21 protein-coding genes and 3 pseudogenes are annotated in these 26,408 nt (G+C 69.5%); 9 read left to right on the top strand and 15 right to left on the bottom strand.

Annotated elements, in window-relative coordinates; genetic code table 11:
* Positions 1 to 47: 47 nt before the first annotated feature.
* The 3 genes from ACWGJ5_RS32185 to ACWGJ5_RS32175 form a co-directional block, all read right to left on the bottom strand.
* A complete protein-coding gene (locus tag ACWGJ5_RS32185; protein WP_453313143.1) occupies positions 48 to 485 on the bottom strand; it encodes a VOC family protein in 438 nt (145 codons plus the stop codon).
* A gap of 400 nt (positions 486 to 885) precedes the next feature.
* Positions 886 to 1,851 (bottom strand): alpha/beta hydrolase, encoded by a 966-nt coding sequence (locus ACWGJ5_RS32180; protein ID WP_453313142.1) that lies wholly within the window; start codon positions 1,849 to 1,851, stop codon positions 886 to 888.
* A gap of 166 nt (positions 1,852 to 2,017) precedes the next feature.
* Complete coding sequence (locus tag ACWGJ5_RS32175; RefSeq protein WP_453313141.1) at positions 2,018 to 2,866, bottom strand: alpha/beta fold hydrolase; 849 nt, start codon at positions 2,864 to 2,866, stop codon at positions 2,018 to 2,020.
* 212 nt (positions 2,867 to 3,078) lie between these two features.
* Here ACWGJ5_RS32175 and ACWGJ5_RS32170 point away from each other — a divergent pair, with 212 nt between their 5' ends.
* Both ACWGJ5_RS32170 and ACWGJ5_RS32165 read left to right on the top strand, forming a co-directional pair.
* Positions 3,079 to 3,594: a MarR family winged helix-turn-helix transcriptional regulator gene (locus ACWGJ5_RS32170; protein WP_453313172.1), complete on the top strand. Its 516-nt coding sequence runs from the start codon at positions 3,079 to 3,081 to the stop codon at positions 3,592 to 3,594.
* Positions 3,595 to 3,810: 216 nt separating this feature from the next.
* Positions 3,811 to 4,128 (top strand): annotated as a pseudogene (locus tag ACWGJ5_RS32165) (transposase); the annotation flags it as partial.
* Between the two features lie 3 nt (positions 4,129 to 4,131).
* On the opposite strand, the gene ACWGJ5_RS32160 reads toward ACWGJ5_RS32165, so the two are convergent.
* Positions 4,132 to 4,413 carry a hypothetical protein gene (locus ACWGJ5_RS32160; RefSeq protein ID WP_453313176.1) on the bottom strand — a complete coding sequence of 94 codons (282 nt, stop codon included), beginning with the start codon at positions 4,411 to 4,413 and terminating at the stop codon, positions 4,132 to 4,134.
* A gap of 161 nt (positions 4,414 to 4,574) precedes the next feature.
* Positions 4,575 to 5,270, bottom strand: coding sequence for a glycerophosphodiester phosphodiesterase (locus ACWGJ5_RS32155; RefSeq protein WP_453313140.1), 696 nt, complete (start codon positions 5,268 to 5,270; stop codon positions 4,575 to 4,577).
* A gap of 574 nt (positions 5,271 to 5,844) precedes the next feature.
* Here ACWGJ5_RS32155 and ACWGJ5_RS32150 point away from each other — a divergent pair.
* Positions 5,845 to 6,153: an IS110 family transposase gene (locus tag ACWGJ5_RS32150; protein WP_453313139.1), complete on the top strand. Its 309-nt coding sequence runs from the start codon at positions 5,845 to 5,847 to the stop codon at positions 6,151 to 6,153.
* Between the two features lie 334 nt (positions 6,154 to 6,487).
* Here ACWGJ5_RS32150 and ACWGJ5_RS32145 read toward each other — a convergent pair whose 3' ends face one another.
* Complete coding sequence (locus ACWGJ5_RS32145) at positions 6,488 to 7,876, bottom strand: MFS transporter (RefSeq protein WP_453313138.1); 1,389 nt, start codon at positions 7,874 to 7,876, stop codon at positions 6,488 to 6,490.
* Between the two features lie 98 nt (positions 7,877 to 7,974).
* Here ACWGJ5_RS32145 and ACWGJ5_RS32140 point away from each other — a divergent pair, with 98 nt between their 5' ends.
* From ACWGJ5_RS32140 to ACWGJ5_RS32130, 3 genes are all read left to right on the top strand, one after another.
* Entirely contained in the window at positions 7,975 to 8,679 is a 705-nt protein-coding gene (locus ACWGJ5_RS32140) for a helix-turn-helix domain-containing protein (RefSeq protein WP_453313171.1), read from the top strand.
* Positions 8,680 to 9,792: 1,113 nt separating this feature from the next.
* Positions 9,793 to 11,532, top strand: a complete 1,740-nt coding sequence (locus tag ACWGJ5_RS32135) for a multicopper oxidase family protein (RefSeq protein WP_453313137.1) — start codon at positions 9,793 to 9,795, stop codon at positions 11,530 to 11,532.
* 229 nt (positions 11,533 to 11,761) lie between these two features.
* Positions 11,762 to 12,640 carry a hypothetical protein gene (locus ACWGJ5_RS32130; protein ID WP_453313136.1) on the top strand — a complete coding sequence of 293 codons (879 nt, stop codon included), beginning with the start codon at positions 11,762 to 11,764 and terminating at the stop codon, positions 12,638 to 12,640.
* A gap of 386 nt (positions 12,641 to 13,026) precedes the next feature.
* On the opposite strand, the gene ACWGJ5_RS32125 is transcribed toward ACWGJ5_RS32130, so the two are convergent.
* The 8 genes and pseudogenes from ACWGJ5_RS32125 to ACWGJ5_RS32090 form a co-directional block, all read right to left on the bottom strand.
* Complete coding sequence (locus ACWGJ5_RS32125) at positions 13,027 to 13,506, bottom strand: hydrogenase maturation protease (protein WP_453313135.1); 480 nt, start codon at positions 13,504 to 13,506, stop codon at positions 13,027 to 13,029.
* Entirely contained in the window at positions 13,503 to 14,849 is a 1,347-nt protein-coding gene (locus ACWGJ5_RS32120) for a Ni/Fe hydrogenase subunit alpha (protein WP_453313134.1), read from the bottom strand. The genes ACWGJ5_RS32125 and ACWGJ5_RS32120 overlap by 4 nt, the downstream gene beginning before the upstream one ends.
* A 24-nt stretch (positions 14,850 to 14,873) precedes the next feature.
* Positions 14,874 to 15,722 (bottom strand): NADH-quinone oxidoreductase subunit B family protein, encoded by an 849-nt coding sequence (locus tag ACWGJ5_RS32115; protein ID WP_453313133.1) that lies wholly within the window; start codon positions 15,720 to 15,722, stop codon positions 14,874 to 14,876.
* Position 15,723: 1 nt separating this feature from the next.
* Positions 15,724 to 16,542, bottom strand: coding sequence for an FAD/NAD(P)-binding protein (locus ACWGJ5_RS32110; RefSeq protein WP_453313132.1), 819 nt, complete (start codon positions 16,540 to 16,542; stop codon positions 15,724 to 15,726).
* The gene (locus ACWGJ5_RS32105; RefSeq protein ID WP_453313131.1) at positions 16,539 to 17,723 is read right to left on the bottom strand and encodes a 4Fe-4S dicluster domain-containing protein; all 1,185 of its coding nucleotides are present in this window, start codon (positions 17,721 to 17,723) and stop codon (positions 16,539 to 16,541) included. Before ACWGJ5_RS32105 ends, ACWGJ5_RS32110 begins: the two co-directional genes overlap by 4 nt.
* A gap of 218 nt (positions 17,724 to 17,941) precedes the next feature.
* Positions 17,942 to 18,908, bottom strand: a pseudogene (locus ACWGJ5_RS32100) (alcohol dehydrogenase catalytic domain-containing protein); the annotation flags it as partial.
* Between the two features lie 76 nt (positions 18,909 to 18,984).
* Complete coding sequence (locus tag ACWGJ5_RS32095) at positions 18,985 to 20,460, bottom strand: bifunctional aminoglycoside phosphotransferase/ATP-binding protein (RefSeq protein WP_453313170.1); 1,476 nt, start codon at positions 20,458 to 20,460, stop codon at positions 18,985 to 18,987.
* Positions 20,461 to 20,545: 85 nt separating this feature from the next.
* Complete coding sequence (locus ACWGJ5_RS32090) at positions 20,546 to 21,415, bottom strand: universal stress protein (RefSeq protein ID WP_453313130.1); 870 nt, start codon at positions 21,413 to 21,415, stop codon at positions 20,546 to 20,548.
* A 170-nt stretch (positions 21,416 to 21,585) separates the two neighbouring features.
* Here ACWGJ5_RS32090 and ACWGJ5_RS32085 point away from each other — a divergent pair.
* Both ACWGJ5_RS32085 and ACWGJ5_RS32080 read left to right on the top strand, forming a co-directional pair.
* A pseudogene (locus ACWGJ5_RS32085) lies at positions 21,586 to 22,351 on the top strand (universal stress protein); the annotation flags it as partial.
* A gap of 285 nt (positions 22,352 to 22,636) precedes the next feature.
* Entirely contained in the window at positions 22,637 to 23,188 is a 552-nt protein-coding gene (locus ACWGJ5_RS32080) for a hypothetical protein (RefSeq protein ID WP_453313129.1), read from the top strand.
* On the opposite strand, the gene ACWGJ5_RS32075 is transcribed toward ACWGJ5_RS32080, so the two are convergent.
* Entirely contained in the window at positions 23,136 to 23,930 is a 795-nt protein-coding gene (locus ACWGJ5_RS32075; protein WP_453313128.1) for an IS5 family transposase, read from the bottom strand. The two genes, ACWGJ5_RS32080 and ACWGJ5_RS32075, sit on opposite strands and share 53 nt — an antisense overlap.
* A gap of 581 nt (positions 23,931 to 24,511) precedes the next feature.
* Here ACWGJ5_RS32075 and ACWGJ5_RS32070 point away from each other — a divergent pair.
* The gene (locus ACWGJ5_RS32070; RefSeq protein ID WP_453313127.1) at positions 24,512 to 25,957 is read left to right on the top strand and encodes an aldehyde dehydrogenase family protein; all 1,446 of its coding nucleotides are present in this window, start codon (positions 24,512 to 24,514) and stop codon (positions 25,955 to 25,957) included.
* Positions 25,958 to 26,408: the final 451 nt, after the last annotated feature.

Genomic DNA, 26,408 nt, shown 5'->3' with positions numbered 1-26,408 from the left:
GATGCGCAGCACACCCGGCCACCGGGACAGGCGGTCTCGGGCCGGGCTCACCCGGGGTGCTGGTCGTCCTGCAAGTCGTGCAAGGAGGGGGCGTAGGAGATCCCGACGATCAAGCCGTCCGCCGTGAGAAGTCTGGCCACCGTCTGCCCCCACGGCTCGGTGCGGGCCTGGTGAACCAGCTCGAAGCCCGCGCGCTGAAGCTCGGCACCGGCGGCTGTGACGGCCTCCGCGTTCGCCACCTCGAACTCGATCGATGCCTGCGGGACCACCCGGTCGGCAGGCCACTGGGCCGTGCCGAAGCAGGCCTCGGCTGCCTGCGAAAGCGGCCACAGGCCGAAGTGCTTGCTGCCGGGGACGCTCCCGCTGGAGTAGTAGCCGTTGCCTTCCCCCTCCAGGGGGAGGCCGAGAGCCTCGATGAACAGCTTGCGGCTCAGCGGCGGGTCGGCGACGACCACCGCCACGCTCGTGATGAAGAGAACGTCCATGCCGGTGGTGGCACTCCTGCGACTGGACTGTGAGGGGCCGGAGACACGGCCTCGTCGGCACCGCCTTCAGCGGCCGGTTCCCGCTCAACCTATCCGCCTGCTCCCCGATGATCGAGACACCCGCGCCGACACCGGACATGAGTCACCCGATCGGGCTGGACGAGCGACCAGTCCCACACCCGCGGCCAAGAGACGAGCCGCTCGGCGAGGGACCTCGCACCAGAGACCAAGATCAATAAGCCACGACAGCAGCTACGCCACAGCCTCCTCCGGGTGAACGCGTCCCGGTTGCACGGCAGATGAGGAGCAGAACCCGCAGCGGGAGCGGAACGCCCCTCGCTCGTGCACCTGCGGCCCGGGCAGTACAGCTGCCCGGGCCGCAGACTGGAAAATGGCCGGGTTACGCGGTGCCCAGGGCCGTGCGCAGGGTGGCGACGGCCTGGTTGATGGCGGCTTCGGCGGCGTTGGTGTCGCGCAGGGCGTTGAGCATGACGAAGTCGTGAATGATTCCCTGGTAGCGCACGGCGGTGACCGGGACACCGGCCTGGCGGAGCTTACTCGCGTAGGCCTCTCCCTCGTCGCGCAGCACGTCGGCCTCGCCGGTGATGACCAGGGCCGGCGGCAGGCCCCGCAGCTGGTCGGTGGTGGCGCGCAACGGTGAGGCGGTGATCTCGGCTCGCTGGTTCTCGTCGGTGGTGTACTGGTCCCAGAACCACCGCATGGCGTCGCGGCGTAGGAAGTACCCCTCCGCGAACTGGTGGTAGGAGGGGGTGTCGAAGGCCGCGTCGGTGACCGGGTAGAAGAGCACCTGCTGTACCAGCGGTACGTCGCCGCGCTCCTTGGCCATCAGGGTCAGCGCGGCTGACATGTTGCCGCCGACGGAGTCGCCGGCCACCGCGACCCGGGTGGCGTCCAGGCCGTTGGCCCGGCCCTCGCGGACGACCCACTGGGCGACGGCGTAGTTCTGCTCGATGGCGACCGGGTAGCGGGCCTCGGGAGACAGGTCGTACTCGGGGAAGACGACGGCCGCCCGGGCGCCGACGGCCAGTTCGCGCACCAGCCTGTCGTGGGTGTGGTCGTTGCCGAAGACCCAGCCGGCGCCGTGGATGTAGACGATCACCGGCAACGTCCCCTCGGCGTCGGCCGGCCGGACGATGCGGGCCCGGACCGATCCGGTGGGGCCACCCTGGACGGTCACCCATTCCTCGGCTGTCTCCGGCTTGCTGATCTCACCGGACTGCACCTCGTCGACGGTCTTGCGGCCCTCGGCCGGACCGAGTTCGAAGAGGTACGGCGGCTTTGCGGTGGCCTCGACGAAGGCGGCGGCGGCCGGCTCCAGCACTGGGCGGGTGGTGGTCTCGGGCATGGGGTGCTCCTCGTGTGTCGTGTCGGCGGTCGGGACGGCCGACCGTTCGGCGGGTACGACTGCTGTGGTCGCCGACTCGGCGGTAGGCCCATCGGCGCTTGCAACGGGTGCTGCGGCCGCAGCCCGAGGGTGTGAGGGCGGCGGCCGCAGCGCGGTGGTGCGCGGATCAGCGGGCGGTGATCTGGGCGGCTAGCTCTATCAGGCGGGTGATCTCGGCCGGCTGTGAGACCGAGACGGCGTGGGAGGCCTTGACCTCGACGGTGTGCGCGTGGGCGCGCTGGGCCATGAAGCGCTGGGCCGGCGGCGGGATGTTGTTGTCCTGGGTGGTGATCAGGTCCCAGGAGGGGATGGTCTTCCAGGCGGCCGTCGTGGCCTTCTCCTCCAGCGCCGAGGCGGCCACGGGGCGCTGAGTGGCGGCCATCAGGTCGGTGACCGACGCGGGCACGTCGGCGGCGAACTGATCACGGAACTTGTCGGCCTTGATGTACAGGTCGGTACCGGTGCCGCCACCGGGCAGGGAAAAGGGGGTCGAGTCGAGGTTGGGTCCGAGGGTGCTGCCGGGGAACTCCTCGGACAGCTCCAGCGCGCTCTCCCCCACCTCGGGGGTGAAGGCGGCGATGTAGACCAGCGCCTTGACCTGGGCATCATCGGCGGCAGCTGCACTGATCACGGCGCCGCCGTAGGAGTGACCGACGAGTACGACGGGCCCGTGGATGCTCTTCAGGAAGCTGCGGATGTAGTCCGAGTCGCTCGCCAGGCCTCGCAGCGGGTTGGCGGGGGCGACGACCGGATAGCCGTCGCGCTGCAGGCGCTTGATGACGCCGTTCCAGCTGGAGGCGTCCGCGAAGGCGCCATGGACCAGCACGACCGTGGGCTTCGGCGCGGAGGGAAGGTGCTCGGCCTTGGCGGCGCTGGCCGACGTCGTGGCCGTCAGGGTCAGGGCCGCCACGCCCGCGGTGGCGCCGAGCACGGCGGCGGCCTTGCGGGTGGGGCGCAAAACGGCCTTGACGTTCATCTGACTCTCCTTGAGGTGCATCGCCGGTCACCGGCCGTACCGGTGCTTGCGGCCGCCCCGGGCCGGGGCGACGCCGAGAAACCTAGCGCACGTTTTCCTTGTGCACAATATAAATGCGTCCGATGCACTTGCCCGCGATACGCTGGGGTTCACGGGAGACGCGCCAGTGCCTCCCGTGTGACCTCGGACGGGCAAGGAGAGCAACGGTGAGCATGGACGAGAGCCGCACCCCCGCACGCGGCGGCCCCGATGGGCCACCGCTGCCGCTGGAGGACCATTTCTGCTTCACCCTGTATGCGGCCTCACGGGCCGTGAGCGGCGCCTACCGGCCCCTGCTCGACGCACTGGGGCTGACCTACCCCCAGTACCTGGTGATGGTCGTGCTCTGGCAGCACGGCACTGCATCCGTCAAAGACGTGGTGACCGCGCTGCAGCTGGACTACGGCACCGTGACGCCGCTGATCAAACGCCTCGAGACGAACGGACTGCTCAAACGACAGCGCCGGGCCGACGACGAACGGGTGGTGGAAGTGGCCCTCACCCCGAAGGGAACCGCCCTCAGCCACCGCATCCGCGCCGTCCCTCTCGCCATCGGAGACGCCATGGGCCTGACCCCCGAGGAGTTCGGCATCGCACAGGACCTGCTGCGCCGGCTGACGGCCAACGTCATCCGCCACACCACCGGTACCGAATTGGCGGAGGTGTCGCCCTCCCAGGGGCGCCGATAACGTCCCCTTTGCCGTCTCCGTGGATTACAAGCTTCAGGTCCCGGCCGGCTGAAGAACGGCTCGCACTTCAACTACTGATCTTGCCGGTTGGGCGGCGGCGCAGACCCGTACGGCCAGCGTTGATCATCAGGCGTTGTGTGGACTACCAAAGATCAGCCGGTGGCCGTAGGTCTCAGCGTAGACCCCGCCCGGTGGCAGTTGATGTTCGAGCATCTGATGGGCGGGGTTGCCGGCCGGTTCGCGCGGGTCGAACCCCGTCGCCGCGCTCGGGCGTTCGTGCTCGCACTGCTGTCGGACCTGCCGCGCAAGAACTGCTGGACGATCGCCGAGTGGGCCGGCGAGCCGCCTCCGGACGCAACACCTGCTGGGCCGGGCCAGGTGGGATGCCGATCTGGTGCGCGATGAAGTGTGTGACTACGTGGTTGAGCATCTGCACGAGACCAGGCGGTGCCGGTGGTCGATGAGACCGGGGACGTGCCGGCTCCGTCACGCTCGCCGCATGTCCACCCCGGCGTCGCTGGGGCTGCGGGCAAGAAGTCAGCCAGCCCAAGTGCTGGGGAGGTCTGCGCGGATGATCTCGAGGTCGGCAACTGCGTGGCCGCGTGGATGGATCCAGCGGTGGTCCTGCAAGCCGTCCCGGCGCAGCAACCGGCCAGGGGCCGCATACCAGTGCAAGGGGGAGTCCTCCTCGCTCGCCCACATCGGATGGTCAGGCAGGTCGATGCGGGAGTAGCGAGCCCGGAGGCCCGGCACCAGCGCGTCCGGCAGCTCGCAGGCGTCGTACAGGCTGTCGGCTCCGAAGGGCGACTCGCTCAGCACCAACTCACCCCACGCCGGGGTTCGAGGCGCTGGTCAAGCAGCTGACCCGAAGCGCGCGAACGCGCCGCGGTCCCGGTTCCCCCGCGCGCGGGACTGCGACCACGGCGTTCATGCTCTCCTCCGACCACACGGAAGGCCGGTTCGGTCCCCGTGCCCTGAGGTCATGCCGTGGCCTCGACCAGCCGCTTCATGCCGGGCTGGTCGGTCACGCAGCCCACCAGTCCGAGCGTCCGAGCCAGCGACAGGTCGCGCTCGTCGTTGACGGTCCAGGCCATCACGTCGATGCCGGCGGCGCCGCACTTCTCCACGATGGCCCGGTTCAGCTGGCACAGCTCCACGCTGACCAGGGTGGAACCGATCTTCTGGGCGCGGCCGACAAAGGTGTCGCGGTGCGCGCTGGGTCCTGCCACCAGCACGGTGCGGGCCTGCGGCAGCACGTCGCGGATCTCCATCAGCGCCGCGTCGTGGAACGACAGCACCGACACCCGGTCCAGCAGGTCCCGGTCGGTGAGCACCTTGGCCAGCAGCCGGGCGGCGGCCACATCCTTGATCTCCGCCTGGATCGGCAGCGTCGGCCCGACGGCGTCCAGCACCTCCTCGAACGTGGGGATGCGCTCGCCGAGGCCGGCGTCGAGCTCCTTGAGCTGCCGCAGCTTCTGGTCGGCGATCGGACCGGAGCCGTCCGTCGTGCGGTCCAGGGTCTCGTCGTGCATGACGACCAGCTCGCCGTCCTTGCTCAGGTGCAGGTCCAGTTCGATGCCGTCCAACCCCTCGCGTTCGGCCCGCAGGAAAGAGCGCAGGGTGTTCTCCGGCTCGGCGGCCATGACGCCGCGGTGGCCGATGGTGAAGAAAGACACGCGATTGCCGTCCTTGGGTGTGGTGGTGCGGGGCAGCCGCACGAGTGCCCTACCCCCCGCCGGGCCGTGGGCGACCGCCCGTCGGAGCCCCAAGCCTAATGGGCCGGGTGGGCCGGATCAGGGTGAGGCAGGGTACATGCGGAAGGGGTGCCGCTCCGCAGCGTGGCGCCCCTTCTGACCTGCACGCTTCTGACCTGCAAAGTGGTAGCTATGGGAGTGGTAGCTATGGGAATTGAACCCATGGTGGCTTGCGCTACGACCGCGCTTCTCGGCCGATCCGAGACGCTGACCGAAATCGAAAAGCCCCGACCTGCTCACCGAGCGCCAGGGCGAACGGCTCCCACAATGGCTCGACGCCGTCCGCCCGGGCGACCTGCCCAGCCTTCACACTCTCGCGGCAGGCATCGACCGAGACCGCGACACGGTCGTCGCCCGACCTTGTGGGTGGCTGGGGTCGCGAACGGCTGATCGGATGCTGGGCCGTCAGAGCCCTTCCATCAGGGAGTCGCGGCCTCCACGGCTGTGGCCCGGCAAGCGTGAGGTGCAGCTGGCAGGAGGGGCGCGCAACGTCATCATGACGATCTTCTGCGGTATCGACTGGGCCAGCGACCACCACGACATCGCTTTCATCGGTACCGAGGGCACCCTGGTGGCCCGGGCCATGACCGCTGACGCCACCACCGGCCTCCAACAACTCAAGAAGTCAGACCACCTCGATGCGATGGTCCTCGCCAACATCCTGCGCACTGACGCCGCGGCACACCGGACGCTGCCTGCCGACGCCGAACTCGCCCAGGCCGTCGCCGACTTGGCCCGCGTCGGAAAGACTGCGGTCTGGGACCGCACCCAGGCTGCCGACAAACTCCGCTCCCCCCCTGCGTGAATGCTTCCCCGGCTACCTCGCCGCCGCCCAGCCGATCCTCAGTCGCCTGTGCTCATCCGTCGCCCGCGCCCTGCTGCCGGCCGCACCCACCCCGGCCCGGGCCGCCCGGCAGACCAAGAGCCGGCTGCGTGCCGCGCTGAAGAAGGCCGGACGCCGACGCGGGATCGAGGCTGAGGTCACGCGCCCGCACGCAGTCCTACGGGCCCCGGTGATGCGCCGACTTCCGCTGGTCGAGGACGCCATGGGCCACCAGGTCCTGACACTGCCACCGAGAGCTGGAAGTGGCGCACGTGCGCTTGTACGCCGACAGTTCATGAGTTCCGACAGCGTTTCTTCACGTCTTCGGCCGTGATGCATGGGCCATGGTGATCAGGAGGAGTCCGCAGGCAGCGACCACGATCCAGCCCGGGTGCGAGGCGTGTGCCAGCCCCTCCGGGCCGGCATGCGCGACCAGGCCGCCGCCGAGGGCGATGCCGAGCGCAGAACCGAATTGTCGTGCGGTGGACGTGATCGCCCCGGCCACGCCGGCTCGGGTGGGAGGCAGCCCGTTGACCGCGGTGTTGGTGAGCGGGGCGTTGGCGAAGCCGAACCCGATGCCGATGAGCAGGTAGGCCAGCAGGAGCAGGGGCATGCTCGTGTGCCGGTCAAGCCCGACCAGGCACAGTCCGCCTGCCGTGATGAAGCCGCCGGCCAGAGTCAGCGGCAGCCGCGGTCCCATGCGACCGACCAGACGGCCCGACCAGGGTGCGCAGACAGTTGCGCCGACGGCCATGGGCAGGGTCGCCACCCCGGCGGCAAGTGGTGTGAATCCCCGTGTGTTTTGCAGGTAGAGAGTATTGAGCAGCAGCGTCACGTTCAGCGCTACGAAGACCGCCACGGCGCCCAGCACCGCGCTGCTGAACACCGGACTGCGGAAGAGGCGCAGATCCATCAGCGGCGCGTGTCGGCGGGACTCGACCCATACGAATCCGGCCGTCGCGAGGGAAGCGAACCCATAGACGGTCAGCGCTGCGGGCGACGTCCAGCCGATGCGCGGCCCTTCGATGAGGGCCCCGACCCAGACCCCGATGACCACGCTCAGCAGGGCCTGACCCGGAACGTCGAGCCGCTGCGTCCGCGGCGCCCGGGACTTGGGCACGAACACCGCGCTGAGCACCAGGGCGGCCACGATGACCGGGGCGTTGATCCAGAACAGTGACCGCCAGCCGAACCCCGCGAGGAGAGCGCCGCCCGTGACCGGTCCGACGGCCATGCTGAGCCCGAAAACGGACGCCCAGACACCAATCGCCTGAGCGCGCTCCCTGGGGTCGGGCATCGCGTTCACCACGATCGCGAGAGCCACGGGACTGAGCATCGAGGCGCCGATGCCCTGCACGGCGCGGGCTGCGACGAGCGCGCCGACCGAAGGTGCGATCGCGCAGACCAGCGAGGCCGCCCCGAACACGACCAGCCCCGACTGGAAGATCCGTCGGCGTCCGAACCGGTCCGCCAGCGCGCCGGAGGAGATCAGCAGACCAGCCAGGACGATGGTGTACGCGTCCACGGTCCACTCGAGACTGCGCGTGCCGACGCTCAGGCCGCGCCCGATGGCGGGCAGGCCCACGTTGACGATGGTGGTGTCCAGGCCCACCAGGAACATGCTCAGGCAGCAGACGGCCAGCACCGTCCAGCGCCTGCGCGCGCTCAGAGCGGGTGGAACAGGGTGAGTCGTCGTCGCGGTCACTGGTTGCCTCTCACATCCGGGAGTACCTGCCCGGCAAGGCTCAGTCAGGCCGACAAGCACCGACCAGCACTTTTGCGAGGACCGCAAAGAACCGCACACTGAGCCACGTGGACGCAGAACTGGATCAGATCCTCGACGACATAGGGCCACGGCTTCGCACATTGCGCCGGGACCGAGGACTCACACTGGAGGCGCTGGCAACCACGACCGGGATCTCGGTGAGCACACTGTCCCGTCTTGAGTCGGGCATACGGCGCCCGACCCTGGACCTGCTCATCCCGCTCGCGCGGGCGCACCGAGTCGCGCTCGACCAACTGGTGGCAGCACCGGCCACCGGTGACCCTCGGGCGCATCTCAGGCCCTTGCGCAGAGGTGACGGCAGCATCCTCGTGCCCCTGACCCAGTACCCGGGCCGGGTGCAGGTGTTCAAGCACGTACTGGCTCCCCGCGAGCCGAAGCTGGTGACTCACGACGGCTACGAGTGGCTCTACGTCCTCGCAGGCGAGCTACGCCTCATCCTCGGAGAACACGAATGCATTCTCCACCCCGGCGAAGTGGCCGAGTTCGACACCAGAGAACCCCACTGGTTCGGTCCGGCGCACACGAGCGCCGTGGAGATCCTGCACTTGTTCGGACCACGAGGCGACCAAGCCGTCATCCGCGCGAGACCCCCGGCCACCGACCCTTCCCTGGCGACCAGCGCACCCCACCGTCCTTTCCCAACTCATGAAAATCGAACAGAGCACAACTCCGCTGACTCCCGCTGCCGAAGCTCGCGTACGGAGCCACCCAGCCGTGCTTGACCGGTTCCTCATGGTCGCGCAGGGCCCGCCGCGCCTCGAGGAAGGTCTTCCTGCTGTGCACACCGCTCTCCCCGGACCAGGCCGGCACCCTCCTGGGCAAGGTCCGCATCGACGACGACACCCCCGCCGACCTGAGCCGGCTCCTTCAACCTACTGGCCCACCACGGCGACCGCCCAGAGCACCCGATCCCGGTCGCCATCGCGACCTCCCACGGGCTCCTGGTCGTCTGCCCACGCGCTACCGGCAGACCCGTCGATCAACCGCCTCCGCTCCCGCCACCAGCAGTACTTCCCCGCCTTCCGCACCGTCTTCGAGCACTTCAGCGACGGCCTTGCCCCACCGGTCACCCGGACCCTGAGCTTCGCGGCACCCACACCCACCGAGGGCGCCCGGCTCGCCCGCCCGCAGCTTCGAGCGATCCTGGAGAAAGCCGGGACGCCATGGGCATCAAGGCCCCTGCTCTGCTACGGCGGTTCCGCTGTCTGCACCAGCGCCGACGAGTTGGAAGCCGCGACGATCACCGCCTTCGCCACCTGCCAGGACTGCGATCGCCGCCGCACAGCCGAAGAGCGACACGTCGCAGCCCAACGCAACCTCTTCACCCGCCTACTGGGCCGCCTGCACCACTGCCTCACCAACCGCACCCCTACGACGAGCAGAGCGTCTTCCCCAACGTCGCTTGACTGTTCAACCGCATCGGATGTCTGTCTCCGCCCTGCTCCACCCCGCCAACGCCCGTGCCGCGCGCACAGCAATCAGCCGCTTGACGTCAGAGAGACGTCCGCCGTGGCTGGACCGCTCGGCCCGCATATTGCCAGGCATTGGAGAATGCATGCGCCTGGAACAGCGCTATCACCAAGCCCCCTTACCGCGTTCGAGTGGTCCTGTCACGAATTCGTAGCTCAGATCGACCGCGTTGCCGAGGGGCACATGTGCAGGCGTGCATCCTTGTGCCGACGTGTTCAACTGGGCGTCGGTCGCGAGAGTTTCCTGACGGTCCACAGACACGTCGAGCCCACCGATAGAGCCGATTGGTGACGCCCAATTCAATGGGCCCGTGGTGTGCGAGTTCCGGTAACGCTTTGTGGGAGGTTTTCTTGCTCGGAGCGACGTTGGACAGCCAGCGCCGGCGGCCTGCCAGACATCTGACGCCGAAGCGCATGCTGGCAAGTCTGACCAGCCTAGCCGTGGTCGGGGCCGGACAGCTCTTGGCAGCTGGACCGTTCACGACACCGGCACTGGCTGCCGAGGCGTCCTGCGACGCCTCGCCCGCAGTGACACCTTTCATCGACGATGTGCAGCAGCTACCGGTCGCCGCACCAGACGGATCCAACCATTACACCCTCACGGTGGGTGTCCATAACACCCACAAGTTCAGCAGTGCGTGGGGGCCGACCAAGACACTGGGCTACAGCACGGCCAACGCCACTGTGGACTACCTCGGGCCGACCATCGTCACCCACAAGAACCGTCCCATCAAGGTGCGGTTCATCAACAACCTGCCCGCAGCGGGCACGCGCGTGTTTCCGTTCGACCAGCCCAACAACAACACCATCACCACGCACCGGCACGGCGGTCTTCAGGCCGTGGCAGGCGACGGCGTCCCATCGCCCAACAGCGCCGAAGTACCGCCGGGTGGATCGCAGACGCAGAACTACCCGAACCACCAGGCTGCGGCGCCTTTGTGGTACCACGACCACGTCGATGCACACAACTCGTACCACGTGTACGAGGGCTTGGCAGGGCTGGCGCCCAACACCGACAAACTGGAGCCGTCGCTCGGACTGCCTCAGGGCAATTTCGCCAAGGCCTACCTGCTCCAGGACAAGTCGTTCAACGCCGACCACTCGCTGTGCTACACGCACGCCGACCCGGAATTCTTCGGTGACCTCCCGGTGGTCAATGGGACCATCGCACCCAAGCAGGCCGTGGAGTCGAGGCGTTACACCTTTACCCTGGTCAACGGCTCCGACTCTCGTTTCTACCACCTGAGCCTCCAACAGGTCGGCCGATCTCACTCGGCCGCACCGGAAATGACCGTGGTCGGCACTGACCAGGGCTATCTGCGGCATCCCGCGCGGGTCAGCGACCTGCTGATCTCACCCGGAGAGCGCTACAAGGTGGTCGTCGACTTCACCGGCCACAAGGGGCAGAATTGGGTGCTTGCCAACGACGCTCCCGCGCCCTATCCGGGACCCGACGCGGCACCCCTGATTCCTCAGCTGATGCGGTTCGACGTGGACTGCAAAGCGACGTCTCCGGACCATTCGCGAGTGCCGAAGACGATTCGGGAGACCAACAACGGCAAGACGCTGGCGGACAAGTTGACGAAGGCGCGCCTCCGAACGGTCCAGGCCGCCGAGAACACGCCTGGCGTGCCCCAGATCGGGACCAAGAACCAGCTGCTCAACTATTTCGACCCACCTACGGAGACACCTCAACTCGGCTCCACGGAAGTCTGGGCGATGCGCAACCACAGTCCGGACGCGCACCCCTTCCACGAACACATCGTAGAACTCCGGCTGATCGGACGATGGCACGTCGGGCAGTGGGATGCCAACGGCAGGCCCGTTCCCGGCAGTATCGGCCCCTTCCAACCAGCAAACGCCTATGAATCCGGGCCCAAGGACACCTTTGTGTCCCCTCCGGACTACATCACCGCCTGGGTCGGCAGATACACCATCCCGGGTACCTCGGTCTGGCACTGCCACATCCTCTCCCATGAGGACGGCGCTTCGACAGGCGGCGCCATCGAGATGATGCGCCCCCTGGCAGTTGGCTCGACTCCGCAACTCCAACTGCCCCGCGTGCTCACACTGAAAAGGCTCGACCAACTGGTACGAGAGCCCTAGACGTTGGTACAAGTCCTCGATCCGTCCGTGTAAAGGTCACCCATCGTGGGCATCGCGAACCGGGCCGGAAAGTTCTCGAAGCAGTCCGGCATCTCCGGGAACGCGAACCTCTCCCTGCGTGTGAGTGTGGCCATGCACGGGATCCTGAAATCCCTTCCTTCGTGTGCAGTCGCGGTCAGACCCACCTTCAGCCCCTTCGTCCGCGAGCTTCCGGCCGGCCGGGGCTTCGGTGGGGCCGCGGGTCTGGAGTACGCCGGGCGTTCGCGCACTGCCATCCGGTCCGGTCACCTTCCTCGTCGACACCTACGACAGGCAGGAGGGCGTCCGGATCGCCGCCCGGGTCCGGACCGACCTCGGGCGCGGTCCCGGCTGCGCGATCCGCCTGGACAGCTGCGATGTCGACGCACGCTCGCGGCGGTCACGCGCCCTGCTGGACGGCGCCGGGCTGACCGCCGTACGGATCGTGGCCCGCGGCGAACTCGACGAGTACGGCGTGCAGCGGCTGGTGGGCGCCGGAGCCCCGATCCATGTCCACGCCGTGGGCACGCGGGTCACGCGGGTCGGCGTCGCTGCGGACGCTTCCCGCCTGGACGCCTCGTACAGGCTCGTCGAGTGCGACGGCCGCCCCGCGATGAAGCTGTCCTCGGCGAAGGTCACGGCCCCGAACCGCAAGCAGGTCCTCCGCCGACCCGGGCGGCCGGACGTCATCGCCCTGGCGGTGGGGGAACCACCGGACGCCGCACCGCCGCTTCTGCGCACGGTCATGCGGGGCGGGCGTCGGACATGGCCGCCGGACCACTGGCAGGACGCACGGGAGCGATTCCGCGACGACATCGCCGGTCTGCCCGCATCGGCACGCCGGATCGAGAACCCCGAGCCGGTCCTGCCGGTCCGGTCCGAACCTCGCCAACGGCTGACGGCCTCCGTGCGAGCCGACATCGAAGCCCGCCCCCGCCCGGAGCACCGCGCTTCGCCGCCCGGCACGAGCGGCCTCCGCGACACACTCTCAGCTTCAGGACCTGACCAGCCACGTTCCCGCAGAGGGTCGGCAGACCCGCTGCGGGGACCAATGGCCCCCGGCAGGCGACACGGCCAGAGCCTTCCATGAAATCGGCGACGGCACCCTTCCGTACCACCGCAGGAGGGAGGCGAGGGTGATGTCCGCGCCCCGGCCACGCGACCATGTCACCAGCCCGAAGGCCTCATCTCCCCGCGTATGAGAGCCGCCACCGCGTCCATGCCAATCGGCCGCCTAGGCCACGATGCGCTCAGCCGGCACCTGCTCGGAGGGGCGCCCGGGCCTCCACAGCCCAGTCGACCGCCGCCAGACACGAGTCCGACCCGTCGACACCCACCACCAGGAGTGTCCCCGTCCCCGTCGCCTTTGACGGGCCGCCTGTCGTGGAGCGCACGGGGGTAGGTGTCTTTCAGCGTCGCATCCCTGTGGCCGAGGTCGCGACGGCGCTTTGGCCCGTGCCGGGGACCTTCGGCCCCCTACAGCTCGCGGCTTCGCTCGTGTGCCTGTCGCACAGAGGCGGCGACCCGGTCGATCAATTCGGGGAGCGCCGACCGCGCCGCTTCGCTCAGGTCCGCGCCCAATTCGACGTCGGCCACCTCCATGGCGTGCAGCACGAGCCTCCGCGGCAGCTGGTCGAGGGCCTCCGCCAGAGCGAGGCACTCCCCCAGTCCGAGCGCGTGCGTGCTCGCGGTACCCGCTGCTCGGGCGGCCGCGTCCGCCGCCGTGAGGGTGTGCAGCTCCCCTGGCCGGGCCGGGCCCGCACGGAGGGCTTCCACCACGACCACGGTGTCCGCGCCGCGCCACAGGTCGAGCATGCGCGCCGGTTCACCGTCGCTGACCGCGAGGACCGTGCCGTCAGGGACACGGCCGCGCAATGCCTCCACCGCTGCCGGGCCGATCCCGTCGTCGCCGCGCAGGGGATTGCCCACGCCGATCACCACGACCGGGCCGCTCATGCGCGCTCCACGGTCAGGTCGAGGAAGTGGGCGGCGCAGGAGATGCAGGGATCGTGGTTGCGGATCGCCCGTTCGCACAGGTGGGTGAGTTCCGCGTCGTCGGCGTCGGGCCCGGCCGTGTCCAGACGCGCCTGGACGGCCCGGCGCACGTCCTCCTCGATGGCCGACTGGTTCTGGGCCGTGGGCGGGACGATGCGGGCCTCGGTGACGGTGCCGTCCTCGGTAAGGGCGTAGCGGTGATACAGCAGGCCCCGGGGCGCCTCGGTGGCCCCGACGCCCACTCCCTGGCGCGGGCGGACCTCGACGGCCGGCCGGGAAGGTCGTTCGTATTCCTCCATGATCCGCAGGGCCTCCTCGACGGCCTGCACCACCTCCACGGCACGTACGACGATGCTGCGGAACGGGTTGTCGCAGACCGGCTCGGTCGCCGGGTCACCCAGGCCGGCTTCCCGCGCAGCCTCGGCGGCCACCGGGTGCAGCCACCGGCCGTTGACCGCGTAGCGGGCCAGCGGGCCGGTGAGGTAGCGACGGCCGTCGAGCGTGGCCGCCAGGGCGGTGGAGTGGGGTACCTGCCCTTCCTGGATGTGCTGTTCGAAGTCGGCGAGGGGGAACTCGCGCTGTGCCTGGCCTTGGCCGCCAGCGGCCATGACGGCCGGTGTTCCGGTGTCGATGGCGTAGCGGCCGGGGTCACGCAGGGCAAACAGGTCGTGGTCGCACACCGCGTCGGGGAAGTCGAACGCCGCGACCCAGCGGACCGTCTCCAGCGCGTCCTCCCTGGCCCGCCGCAGCCGTTCCGCCAGTGGACGGAATTCGTCCGGGTCCGGCGTCCGGTAGAAGCCGCCGACCCTGACGTTGACCGGGTGGATGGGGCGGCCGCCGAGCAGTTCGAGGATCGCGTTGCCGGTCCGTTTGATCCTCAGGCCGCGCTCGACGACGGCTCGTGCCACGCGGGCCAGCCCCACGACGTCCGCTTGCCCGAGGAAGTCCGGGGCGTGCAGCAGGTAGATGTGCAGGGTGTGGCTCTCGATCCACTCGCCGCAGTACAGCAGGCGGCGCAGGTCCGCGAGAGGGCCGTCCACCGTGACGCCGCAGGCGTTCTCGATCGCCTGGCAGGCGCTCATCTGGTAGGCGACCGGGCAGATGCCGCAGATGCGAGCGGTGATGTCGGGGGGTTCGGTGTGGCCCCGGCCGGCCAGGAAGGCCTCGAAGAAGCGTGGCGGTTCGTAGATGCGCAGCCGCGTCTCGGCGACCGTGTTCCCGTCGACGCGTAGGTGGAGGGCGGCCTCGCCTTCCACCCTGGCCAGCGCGTCCAGTCGCAGGACACGTGTCGCCCGGTGGTTCATGCGTGCCTTTCGGGTGGATCTCTCTCAGTCCCGAGGGCCGTGCTGCTCCTCGGCCGCGAGCTCGGGTACGGCGGCATACTCCGGCGACGCGGCGTTGAAGGTGCGGAAGACACGCTGAATGTCGCGCTCGCTCATCCCGTCGTGGCGCAACTGGGCGATCATGGAGCGCAGATTGGGGTTGCTCGTCGGGCCGAAGCAGCCGCAGCACCCGCGTCCGTAGGCGGGGCAGATGGCACCGCACCCCGCGTGCGTGACCGGGCCGAGACAAGGGGTGCCGTGGGCCACGGTGATGCAGGTGGTGCCGCGTCTCTTGCATTCGAAGCAGACGCTGTGGTTGGAGATCTGGGGTTTGCGGCCGGCCAGGTAGGCGTTGATGACCTCGAGGAGCTGGCGGGGGTCGATGGGGCAGCCGCGCAGTTCGAAGTCGACCGGCACATGGGCCGAGATCGGTGTCGAGGTCTCCAGGGTGGCGATGTACTCCGGCCGGGCGTAGACCGCGGCAAGGAACTCGGTGACGTCGGCGAAGTTGCGCAGTGCCTGGATGCCTCCCGCGGTGGCGCAGGCCCCGATGGTCACCAGATACCGGGAGATACGGCGGACGCGCTGGATCCGCCCGGCGTCCTCGGCGGTGGTGATCGACCCTTCGACCAGGGAGAGGTCGTACGGCCCCCGGCCCTCCAGCCGCGCGGGTCCCCCGTCGGCGCCCTCGACCGGGGTCATCTCCAGGAAGTGGTCGATCCGTACCCGCTCGGTGAGGCCCAGGAGTTCGTCCTCGCAGTCGAGCAGGGTCAGCTGGCAGCCGTCGCAGGAGGCGAACTTCCACACGGCGAGCGCCGGCCGTGGGTCGGCGGCGGGTTCGGGCCGGGTGACCATGTCACAGCTCCCTCACGAGGAGCAGGTCTGCCACGCGGTCGTAGCCGACGACCGGCCCGTCGCGGCACAGCAGGAGCGGGCCGAGCTGGCAGTGTCCGCAGTGACCGGTGGCGCAGTGCATGTTCCGTTCCAAAGACACCTGGATGCGCTGCGGGGCCAGGCCCCGGGCCACGAGGTCGCGTGCGGTGTGACGCATCATCACCTCGGGCCCGCACACCAGCGCGCACGTGTGTTCGGGGCGTAGATCGAGGCGGTCCAGGAGCGCGGTGACCACGCCCACCGCGCCCTGCCAACCCGGGCCGGGCCGGTCGACCGTCACCTCCACCCGGGCCGTGCCCCGCCAGCTCTCGATCTCCTCCCAGTAGACCAGATCGGCGGGGGTGCGGGCGCCGGCCAGGACCGCGAGGCGACCGTACGCGGCGGGCCGGCCCAGGACCGCGTGGACGACCGGCCGCAGCGGAGCGAGCCCGATGCCGCCGGCGACCACCAGTACGTCGCGGCCTGCTGCCGCCTCGAGGTCCCAGCCGGTGCCGTACGGCCCGCTGAGCCCGACCGTGTCACCCGGGCGCAGCCGGTACAGCGCGGTCGAGACCGCGCCCACCGCGCGCACGGTGTGCACGAGACCCCCATGGCGGCCACGCAGTGCGCTGGCAGAGACGGGCACCTCACCGACTCCGAACGCGTAGATCATGGCGAACTGCCCCGGCGCGAAGGGCGCGAGTTCCTCTCCGGCCGGTACCAGCTCGATCGACCGGGTATCTCCGGTCTCGACCCGGATATCGGCTACCCGGTACGGCAGCGGGGGCGTTACAGCGCTCATGGTGGCTCCGACACGGATGCCGGCTCCCCGGAACGTGTCCAGTCGTGCAGGGCGGCGGCTTCCTCGGTGATGTCGATGCCGACCGGGCACCACACGATGCAACGCCCGCAGCCCACGCAGCCGGACGAGCCGAACTGGTCGTACCAGGTGCCGAGTTTGTGGGTCATCCACTGCCGGTAGCGGCTGCGCGAGGAGGCACGGACCGAGCCGCCGTGCAGGTGGGAGAAGTCCAGGTCGAAGCACGAGTCCCACAGCCGCCACCGCTCCGCATGGTCACCGGTGAGGTCCGTGACGTCCTCCGTGGTGGTGCAGAAGCAGGTGGGGCACACCATGGTGCAGTTGCCGCAGGTCAGGCACCGCCCGGCAACATCGTCCCACCGGGGCGCGTCGAGCGTCCCGGCCATCAGCTCCCGCAGATCGGCCTCGGGCATGCTCCGTCCCATCCGCTCCGCGGCGGCTGTGACGCCCGCGCGCGCCGTCTCCCGCGTCTCCGGATCGGCCGGACGAGCAGGCACTTCGGCCAGGATCTCCGCGCCTTCCCGGCTGCCGCTGCGGACCCAGAAACGGTGCCCGTCCTCGTCGACCACCTCGGTCATCACCAGGTCGTAGCCGGGACCGGCAGCGGGTCCGGTGCCCATCGACACGCAGAAGCACGTTGCGCCGGGCTCCGTGCACTCGACCACGATCAGCAGCGCCCCGGAACGCCGCCCCTCGTAGCCGGGATCGCGGTACGCCCCACCGGTCAGCACGCGGTCCTGGATGGCGATGGCCCGCAGATCGCAGGGGCGCACACCCAGGAATGCGTACCGGGGAGGCGCGGCCTGGTCGGCCGTGAAGACCAGTTCCCCCTGCATCCGGTCGGCACTCCACTCCCGCACCCGTGACGGATGCAGGAAGGACTTCCACGACTGGGGACCCGCCGCGTTGGCGAAGGCCGCGCCGTCCGAGCGCTCCCGCAACCGGTAGCGCCCCGCCTCCAGCTCCACGCCCCATCCGTACGGCAACTCGTCGGCCGACCTCAGCTCAGCCAGCACGATCGCGCCGTCCCGCACCGTGGGTCCGACCACGGTGAACCCGCGCCGGAGCAGCACGTCCACGAGCACTGCCATACCGTCCTTGCCCATGACCAGCCCGTCGGACGCGGGCGGCCGGGAGGCGTTCACATCGGCATCGGCGCTCATGACCGGCCTCCTTCAGCAGCGGACGGCACCTGCGCTCCGCCGTCCCCTCAGGCCAACGATCACAGCATTTCCGGTAAAGGGCCGCACCGACAGAGCCACGTGGGCACGTACGCTGGGTCCATTGGTCCCGTGACCTCCAGCGAGCCGACACCCTCCCGCCCCCACTCCCCCGGCTCGGGCCTCAGACCGGCGTCCTTGGCCCAGAGCTCCGGCGCCCACTCGTAGGCGTCTTGCATCCGATCGAGACCGAGGGTGTGGGTGACCAGCGGGGAGACGGGCAGGTGCCCGAACCTCATCAACTCCGACAGGCACGGTATGGACGACGTGTCGACCGGCCCGTGCTGATCGTCACGTTCTTGCGCCAGAGGTCCTCCGGATGCAGCGTCGCCGGTTCGCCGTGCGTGCCGGCGTTGGCGATGTGCCCTCCCGTCCGGACGGCACGCGTGCACAGCACGAAGCCGTCGGGATCGCCCGACGCCTCGATGACCACGTCCGCGCCCGGCCCGTCGGACAGGTCGGCGATCATCTTCCCCGGCGATTGGGCGGCATCCGCCCCCACCCGGGCAACGGTCTCCAGTCGTGCGCCGGCCAGGTCCACCACGATGATCCTCCGGGGCGAGTAGAGCCGAGCGACGACCACCGTGGCCAGGCCGACCGGCCCGGCGCCCACCACGACGACGGTGTCTCCGGGACCGACATGTCCGTTGCGGTCCGACCTCGTAGGCGGCCGGGAGGAGTTCGGCGAGCAGCACCGCGTCATCGAGCGGGAGGTCGGGGGGCGCCGGGTGGTGGAGTGATCGGCGAAGGGTACGCGCACCAACTCGGCCTGGGTGCCGCTGATCAGACTCCCCAGGATCCATCCGCCGCCCCGCGGCACTGTCCGTACCTGCCGTCGCGGCACTCCCCGCAATCGCCGCAGGCCGACACGGACGACACGATCACCTGGTCACCGGGGCGGAGGTGGTGGACCTCCCCACCGATCTCGACGACCTCGCCGACGGCCTCGTGGCCGAGTACCGTCCCGGGCTTCACCTCGGGAAAGTCGCCCCGCCAGATGTGCAGATCACCGCCGCAGACCGTAGTGGCGTCGACCCGCACGACTGCGTCGGTCGCCTCTTCGATCACCGGATCGGGGTCGGCGTCCCAGGAGGTGTGTGCCGGGCCGTGGTGGACGAGCGCTCGCACCGCATTCACTCCCTGGCTCCCTGGCCTCCACGCTCACCCCCGCGGTGCCCGCGGGCAACACGGCCGCCCGCACCTCTCAGTCCGGCTCCATGTAGGGGCGGCGGAAGAGCGGGGCCTGACCGGTGCCCCACGGGCGTACGGCCGTCAGCGCCTGAGCGACGGCGGACTCCAGCGCACCACTGGTGTCGACCGGGACGGCTTCGGGCCACGGTGGTTCCCTGGCGGCCATGACGGTGGCGATCTCGGGGCCCGCGTCGGATGCGCCGGGAGCGCGCGTGTTCAGACGGGCCGCCGACACGTCGCTCGGCACATGGCAGTGCAGTGCGACCAGGTCGGCGCCGGCGCGTTCGGCGGTGTGGACAGCGGCTTCACGCTGCGCGGCGTCGGACCAGGTGGCGTCGAGGACGACCGATTCGCCGGAGGTGAGCAGTACGGTCGCGTGGTCGAGCAGAGCGGCGTACGTCCTCGCCGTCCACTCGGGCGTGTACAGCCCTTCGCCGTAACCGGCCGCGGCGGACTGCTCCGCCGGGATGCCCGCCAGCTCCTTGCGCATGCGGTCGCTGCTGAGCAGGGTGATCCCCAGCCGGTCGGCCAGGGCTCCGGAGAGGGTGGACTTCCCGCTGCCCGGCAGTCCGCCGACGAGAGTGAGGCAGACGGCGGAGGTGCGCAGATGACGCAGCGCCATGGAGGCAAGCCGCCGCAACGCCGTTTGCGCGCCGGGCGCGCCCTGGCGGGCCTGGATCACCGAGACCTTGGCACGGACGAACGCGCGGTAGGCGACGTAGTGGTGCCACAGGGAGGTTGGTGCGGGATCCCCGGAGTACTCGCCGTACCGGGCGAGGAAATACGCGGCGGCTTCCGGCGCTCCGAGTTGTTCGAGGTCCATGGCGAGGAAGGCGGCGTCGTCCAGGCCGTCGACGTAGCGGAGATGGTCGTCGAACTCCAGACAGTCCAGGACGCGGGGGCCGTCGTCGAGGCAGAAGACGTCCTCCGCGAGCAGGTCTCCGTGGCCGTCGACCACCCGCCCTTGCTCGATACGGGCGTCGAACAGCCGCTTGCGACCGGCGAGATAGCGGCGCACCAGGTGCTCGATCTCCGTCAGGCGGTCGGGCACGACACCCTCCGCCGCCAGGGTGTGAACCTGCGCGAAGCTCGCCTCCCAACGTGCCGACAAGGCATCCCGTGTGCCTTGTTCGGCCACGTCAATGCCGCGGGGTGCGGCCGCATGCCACGCGGCCAAGTGCCGGGCGACGGTTCGCAGGACGTCGTCGACATCGGCCCCGACCCGAACCAGGTGGGAGAGGCGGCGGTCCTCCGGCATACGGCGCATCACCACGACTGGTTCAGGTGTCTCCGCCCCGGGGCTGCGGAATTCGCCCAGGCCCACGTAGACGTCGGGGGCGAACCGGCGGTTGAGGGCGATTTCGCGTTCGCACGCGGCCCGGCGCGCGGAAACCGTGGTGTAGTCCAGGAATCTCAGATCGACCGGCTTCTTCACCTTGTAGGCCCGGTCGCCGACGAAGAACAGCGTCGCGGTGTGGGTCTCGCACACCCCGGCGCGCGACTCGCTCTCGCCGTCGTGCCGGGCGACCGACCTGGGAGCGGATTCGTCGGCCCGGGACTCGCGGAGACCGGGCTCAGTCATGGGGAACGACGGCGACGGGGCAGCGCCCGTGGTGGATGGCGGCCTGCGCCACGGGACCGAGGTGGGGCGCCAGACCGGCACGGTGCCGGCGTCGGCCCACGACCAGTAGTGCAGCGCCCTCGCCGGTCTGTACGACAGCCCGTGCGGGACTTTCGAGGCGGATGCTGTCGGCGACGTCCACCTGGGGGTACTTCGCCCGCCATGGGTACAGCGCTTGGCTCAGCTGCTCGTGGACGTCCCGCGTCATCTCCCCGCTGATCCCGTGGTCCACGCCCCAGGGCACTCGTGCGTGGAGCGGCACGCTGCGACCGTGGACGGCGAGGAGTGGGACGCCTCTGGCCGCAGCGGTGTGGAAGGCGAAGTCGAGCAGGTCGTCGGAGGATCCGTGCAGTTTCAGAGCCACGACGACACGGTTCTCGGGCGTCGCTGGTCCTCCCTGGTCCCGGGGTTCGGTGGGCACCAGCACCACGGGACGCTCGGACCGTGCCACGACAGGCATGCTGACGTCTCCCAGGAAGTAGCTCCCTGCGGGGTCGAGCCCCCGGGAGCCGAGGACGATCATCTCCGACTCCGAGGCGGCCTTGAGCAGGGCGTGCTGGGCGTCGTCGGCAGCCAGCTTCCCGACGACGGACAGACCCGGATGTCGTGCCTGCAACTCAGCCTGCGCGGTGCGGACGAAACGCTTGGCCCAGTAGTTCTGATCGACTTCCGCGGGGACGCGGCTCGGTTCCGGAGCAAGCGTCGGCCACGCGTGCAACAGCCGCAGGGTGAGTCCGCGCCTCTCGGCCTCCTCGGCGGCCCAACGTGCGGCGGCAAGACTCTCGGGTGAGCCGTCGACGCCCACGGTGACGAATGGTTGCATGGCGGCGGCCTCCGTCTCGTACGAAGCTGGAGGGGAAGGCGTACGAAGATCCGACTGGGTGGATGGTCCGGACATCGCCTGCGTACCCGGCGCGGCGAGTTCTCCCTTTTCGAGGATCCTCCGGTCCTCGCCACGGCGCATGCGGACCCGTGAACAGGGCCTGCCGTGGTATGCGGCAGGAGAGGAGACGGGCGGCGGCGGTCGGCTGGGCCGCCGTCGAGGCTGCTCGTCATGGGGTCCCGCTCCATCTCCTGCGCGCGGCGGCCGGTTAGCAGGAAGCGGCCGACGTGATCAGCGCTGCCTCGGAGCGTGCCAGGAAGGGCGCTCCGGCGGTGCGGCTGTCCAGCGAGGTGTCGCACGAGGACGCGGCCTCCGCCCTGGTCGGCCATGGAGGCGACGCCTTCGCGCTGGTGCTGGGGGACAGAGGACTCGGAGATCTCTCCGGCATGCTCCTCGGCTCGGTCAGCGTCGCCGTGTCCGCACGCGCCGACTGCCCGGTCGTGGTGGTCCGGGGCACTCCGGAGCATCGCGATGCCCGGTTCGGAAGTGTTGTCGTAGGGGTGGAGGCCGGGGAGGGCAGCGACACGGCCGTGGACTTCGCGTTGCGCGAGGCCCATGTACGGCACTGCAGCATCGTGGCGGTACACGCCTTGAGCGCACCGTCCGGTGCCTGTACGACACCGCAGGCCCCGTCGTGGCTGCTGGAAGCCCACCGGTGTCCGCCGGCACAGGTGCTTGACGACGCTCTGTGCCGCTCTGCTGAGAGGTACCGCGACGCCACGGTGAGGCCGGCGATTGATCGAGAAACCGGCACGCCCGGCACTGCTGGAGGCCGCGTCGACGGCGGATCTGCTGGTCGTGGGCGCCCGGAGGCGACGTGGGCATCCGGGTCCGCAGCTCGGCCTCATCAACCACGCCGTGCTGTGGGCGGCGCCGGCCCGAGCTCCGGGCCTTCGCGCCAATCCGGGGCAAGCGCGGCCGTCCACGCGGCCGCCCTGCGGAGATCCGCTTCCTGCCGAGCCTCAGCGCGCTGCGCTGGCTGGCCGACCTCAGCGCCTGAGCCAACTCACACAGGGGCTTTCCGTTCCCACCGACGCCATGCACCTGGAAGGGCCCGTCTACGAAGCCGTATCTCAACCGAACGTGATCCCTTGATTCCTCCTGGTCAGGCATGGTTTCGCTCGGGTTGAGGGAGGCATCGCGACGTCTTGTGTCCGCTTCATGGTCGAGGGGTGCGCGGTGGCGTCGGTGCTGGGAATGCTGGAGGAGCGAGAGGCGGCTGCTCGTGTGCGGGTGGAGGGCTTGCGGGAGGAAGTCGCGCGGTTGGCTGAGGTGTTGGAGGCCGCGGAGATCGAGCTGGACCGGCGGGTGATCGCGCGGGAGGAACTGCTCGAGGCCCTGGCAGTTTCTGCGGCCGAGTCCACTGCCGTGACCACGACCGAGGCGGAGGAGGAAGCGGCGCCGTCGCTCGCGCCGGTGCCGGACTCGACGGTGCCGCCCTGGCGGGAAGGACTGCCGGTGACGGTTCTGGCCCCGGACTATCAGCGGATTCTGGGCGTGCTGGAACAGCAGCGATCCACGGGTGACGGCCCGCTTCGAGCCAAGGAGATCGCTGTGAAGCTGGGCCTTGACGCGACGCCGGCGAAGGTCGAGGGGCTGCGGTCGAAAGCCCGGCGCCTGGCGGAGCGCGGGTGGCTTCTCCTGGAGACGTCGGGGGCATTCAGTGCCGGCCGGCGGCCCGTGGCCGTGCCAGACGCCGGCTCATCCGCGTGACCATCGACCACCGGATCATCGCCTCGCTGGTGGCGGGCAGGGTCTCGTAGTCCCGGGCCAGACGGCGGGAGTGCATCAACCACGCGAACGTGCGCTCTGCCACCCACCGCCTCGGCAGCACCACGAACCCTGTCATGTCGTCGGCGCGCTTGACGATCTCCAAGGTCAGAGCGAGTTTGTCCCGGCACCAGGCGACGAGGCCGCCGGTGTAGCCGCCGTCGGCCCAGACGAGGGTGATGTCGCGGTGCAGGCGGCGCAGCCGGGTCAGCAGGCCCGTCGCGGCGTCGCGGTCGCCGATGTTCGCGGCGGTGACCGCGACGACCAGGAGCAGACCGAGGGTGTCGGTCACGATGTGCCGTTTGCGGCCCGGCACCTTCTTCCCGCCGTCGTAGCCCCGTGAGGCAGCCGGCACCGTCGCGGCGGCCCGCACCGACTGCGCGTCGATGATCCCCGCCGTGGGCTCGGCCTCGCGGCCCTCGTACTCACGGACCTTCCCGCGCAGCCGGTCGTGGAACTCGGCGATCAGCCCGTGCTCGCGCCAACGGCGGAAGAAGGCGTAAACCCGGCCCCAATCGGGGAAGTCCGCGGGCAGCACCCGCCACGAGATCCCGCCCGCGACCAGATAGCGGACCGCATCCAGCAGCTGCCGGTGGCAGTAGCCCTCGGGCCGTCCGCCCCGCCCCAAAAGCCAGGCCGGCACCGGCAACAACGGCCGCACGGCCGCCCACTCCGCGTCCGTCATATCCGACGGATACCGGCGCACCCGATCGGGATGATCGGCCGCGTTGCCGTACACGTGCGCGAGGCAATCGCACGACACAGCGGGCGAGTTGAAGTCAACGGGCTCGGGCGCGTACAACAACGACAACAGGGCCTCCGGGAACCGCTCGGAATGGGGTCGCACCCCCGAGCTACCAGGAGGCCCTGCCTTCATACGCGTACCGCCGGAAGATCACCCGACCAGGAACTCTGTTCGATCCACACGTTCCAAGATCCGTTGAGATACGGCTTCTCGCCCAATCAATTCCAGAAGTAGGCGAGACATCAGCGCGTCGAGCATTTTCCGTCAGGCAGTCACGTCAGGATCGAATCCCGAAAGAGCCGATGCTGCGACACGATGAGCGGACTCGGGCACTGGTCTCGTATCGAACGTCGATATCCGCGAGTCGTAGGCCGCACCTGACTCAAGCCCACCTTCCGGCGTGCGCGTGCATGCGATCACTACACCGCGTACTAAACGTCTGCCACCTCGGCGGTCCTACGGTTTAGCTGCTGGCGGACACGCGTCAGCGCACCTTCAGACGTAAAGGGCCGTGACAGGACATGATTTCCACCCGCGCTTTCTGGCTCGCCGGCCGTCCGGCCAGTGGTGAGACGACCTTGGCGGTTTCCTCTCCCTGGACCGGGCAGCTCATCGGAGAGGTCAGTGTTCCCACCGATGAGCAGGTCGAGGAGGCGGTGGCGGCGGCATACGCCGTTCGCGATGAGTTCGCGGCTACGCCGGCATTTGTGCGCGCTGCGGCGCTCGACCATGTGAGCAGGCGCCTCATGGAGCGTAGCGAGGAGATCGCGCAGCTCATCTCTGCAGAGAACGGGAAGCCGATCAAATGGGCTCGCGGTGAGGTCGGCCGTGCGGTGTCCGTGTTCAGGTTCGCCGCGGAGGAAGCCCGCCGTTTCAACAGCGGTGAGGCTCAGCGGCTGGACACCGACGCCGGCGGCCAGGGGCGGCTCGCGCTCACCCGTCGCTTCCCGAAGGGCGTTGTGCTGGGCATCACGCCGTTCAACTTCCCGCTGAACCAATGTGCCCACAAGGTCGCCCCGGCTATCGCGGCCGGCGCCCCGATCATCCTGAAGCCGGCGCCCAATACTCCGCTGTCGGGTCTGATCCTGGGTGACCTGCTTGCCGAGACCGAACTGCCGGCCGGTTCATGGAGCATCCTTCCCGTCGCCAATGACCGGATGCCGGGGCTGGTGCAGGACGAGCGCCTGCCCGTCATCTCGTTCACCGGCTCCGAAAGGGTCGGGTACGCCATCATGGACTCGGTTCCCAGGAAGCACTGCACACTGGAGCTCGGCGGGAACGGGGCGGCCGTGGTGTTGGCCGACTTTGCGAGCGACGAGGATCTTGAGTGGGCCGCCAAGCGTATCGCTGTGTTCTCCAACTACCAGGGCGGGCAGTCCTGTATCTCCGTGCAGCGTGTCATAGCCGACGCCGCGGTGTACGACCGGCTGCTGCCGCGTATCGTGGCGGCCGTTGAGTCTCAGGTCACCGGGGACCCCTCGGATGACAGAACTGATGTGGGTCCGCTCGTCAGTGAGGACGCCGCATGCCGCGTCGAGTCGTGGGTCGACGAAGCCGTCGGCTCCGGGGCCACGCTGTACACGGGCGGCAAGCGGGAGGGCGCTTCGTACGCGCCTACGGTCCTCGCGGATGTTCCGGCAGACACGACCTTGGCCTGCGAGGAGGTCTTCGGGCCAGTTCTCACGGTCCTCAAGGTGTCCGGTGAGGCCGAGGCTTTCGCCGCTGTGAACGACTCCAAGTATGGCCTGCAGACGGGTGTGTTCACACGCGACCTGCAGGCTGCCTTCCGGGCACATCGGGCTCTGGAGGTCGGCGGAGTCGTGATCGGCGACGTGCCCTCCTATCGCGCCGACCAGATGCCCTACGGCGGAGTCAAGCAGTCTGGTGTCGGCCGCGAAGGAGTGAAGTTCGCCATGGCGGATTACACCTACGAGCGCGTGCTGGTCCTTACTGACCTGGCGATATAGCAGTTCGCTCACAGCCCCCTGCGAGGCGAACGCTCGCCGGAACGACGGTGCGAGGGGGCGTACGAGAGCCGTGCAGTACGACAGGACTGTGGGTGGCTCCGCTGTGCGGTTCGTTCAAGTCTGCGGACCGAGCAGCGCCAGTTCATCAGATGTCGTGCTGCATGCTCGGCGCCGGTGGTCGCGGAGGGCAGGCCGGCGTCCGGCTCGAACCCGCCGTCGCCGCCCCTTGTGCAGATCCGGCTGAGCAGTTCGGCATCCCGTGGTCCTCTCAGCCGGGCCATGGACCGAAGGAGCCACAGCGGACCAAGTGATGGCACACGAGGTCGACAACCATGTCTCCCCTGCTGCTCGTTCAGCTTTCGCACGCGCCTCGTTCGGCGCGTTTCATCGTCAAGACCCCTTGACGGGTGGCGCCCGCCGTCCTGGTGCTGTGACTGCTCGGGTTCGTCAC

This window comes from Streptomyces sp. NPDC054783 (assembly GCF_053611725.1).
This window is presented reverse-complemented; position numbering and strand designations above follow the sequence as displayed.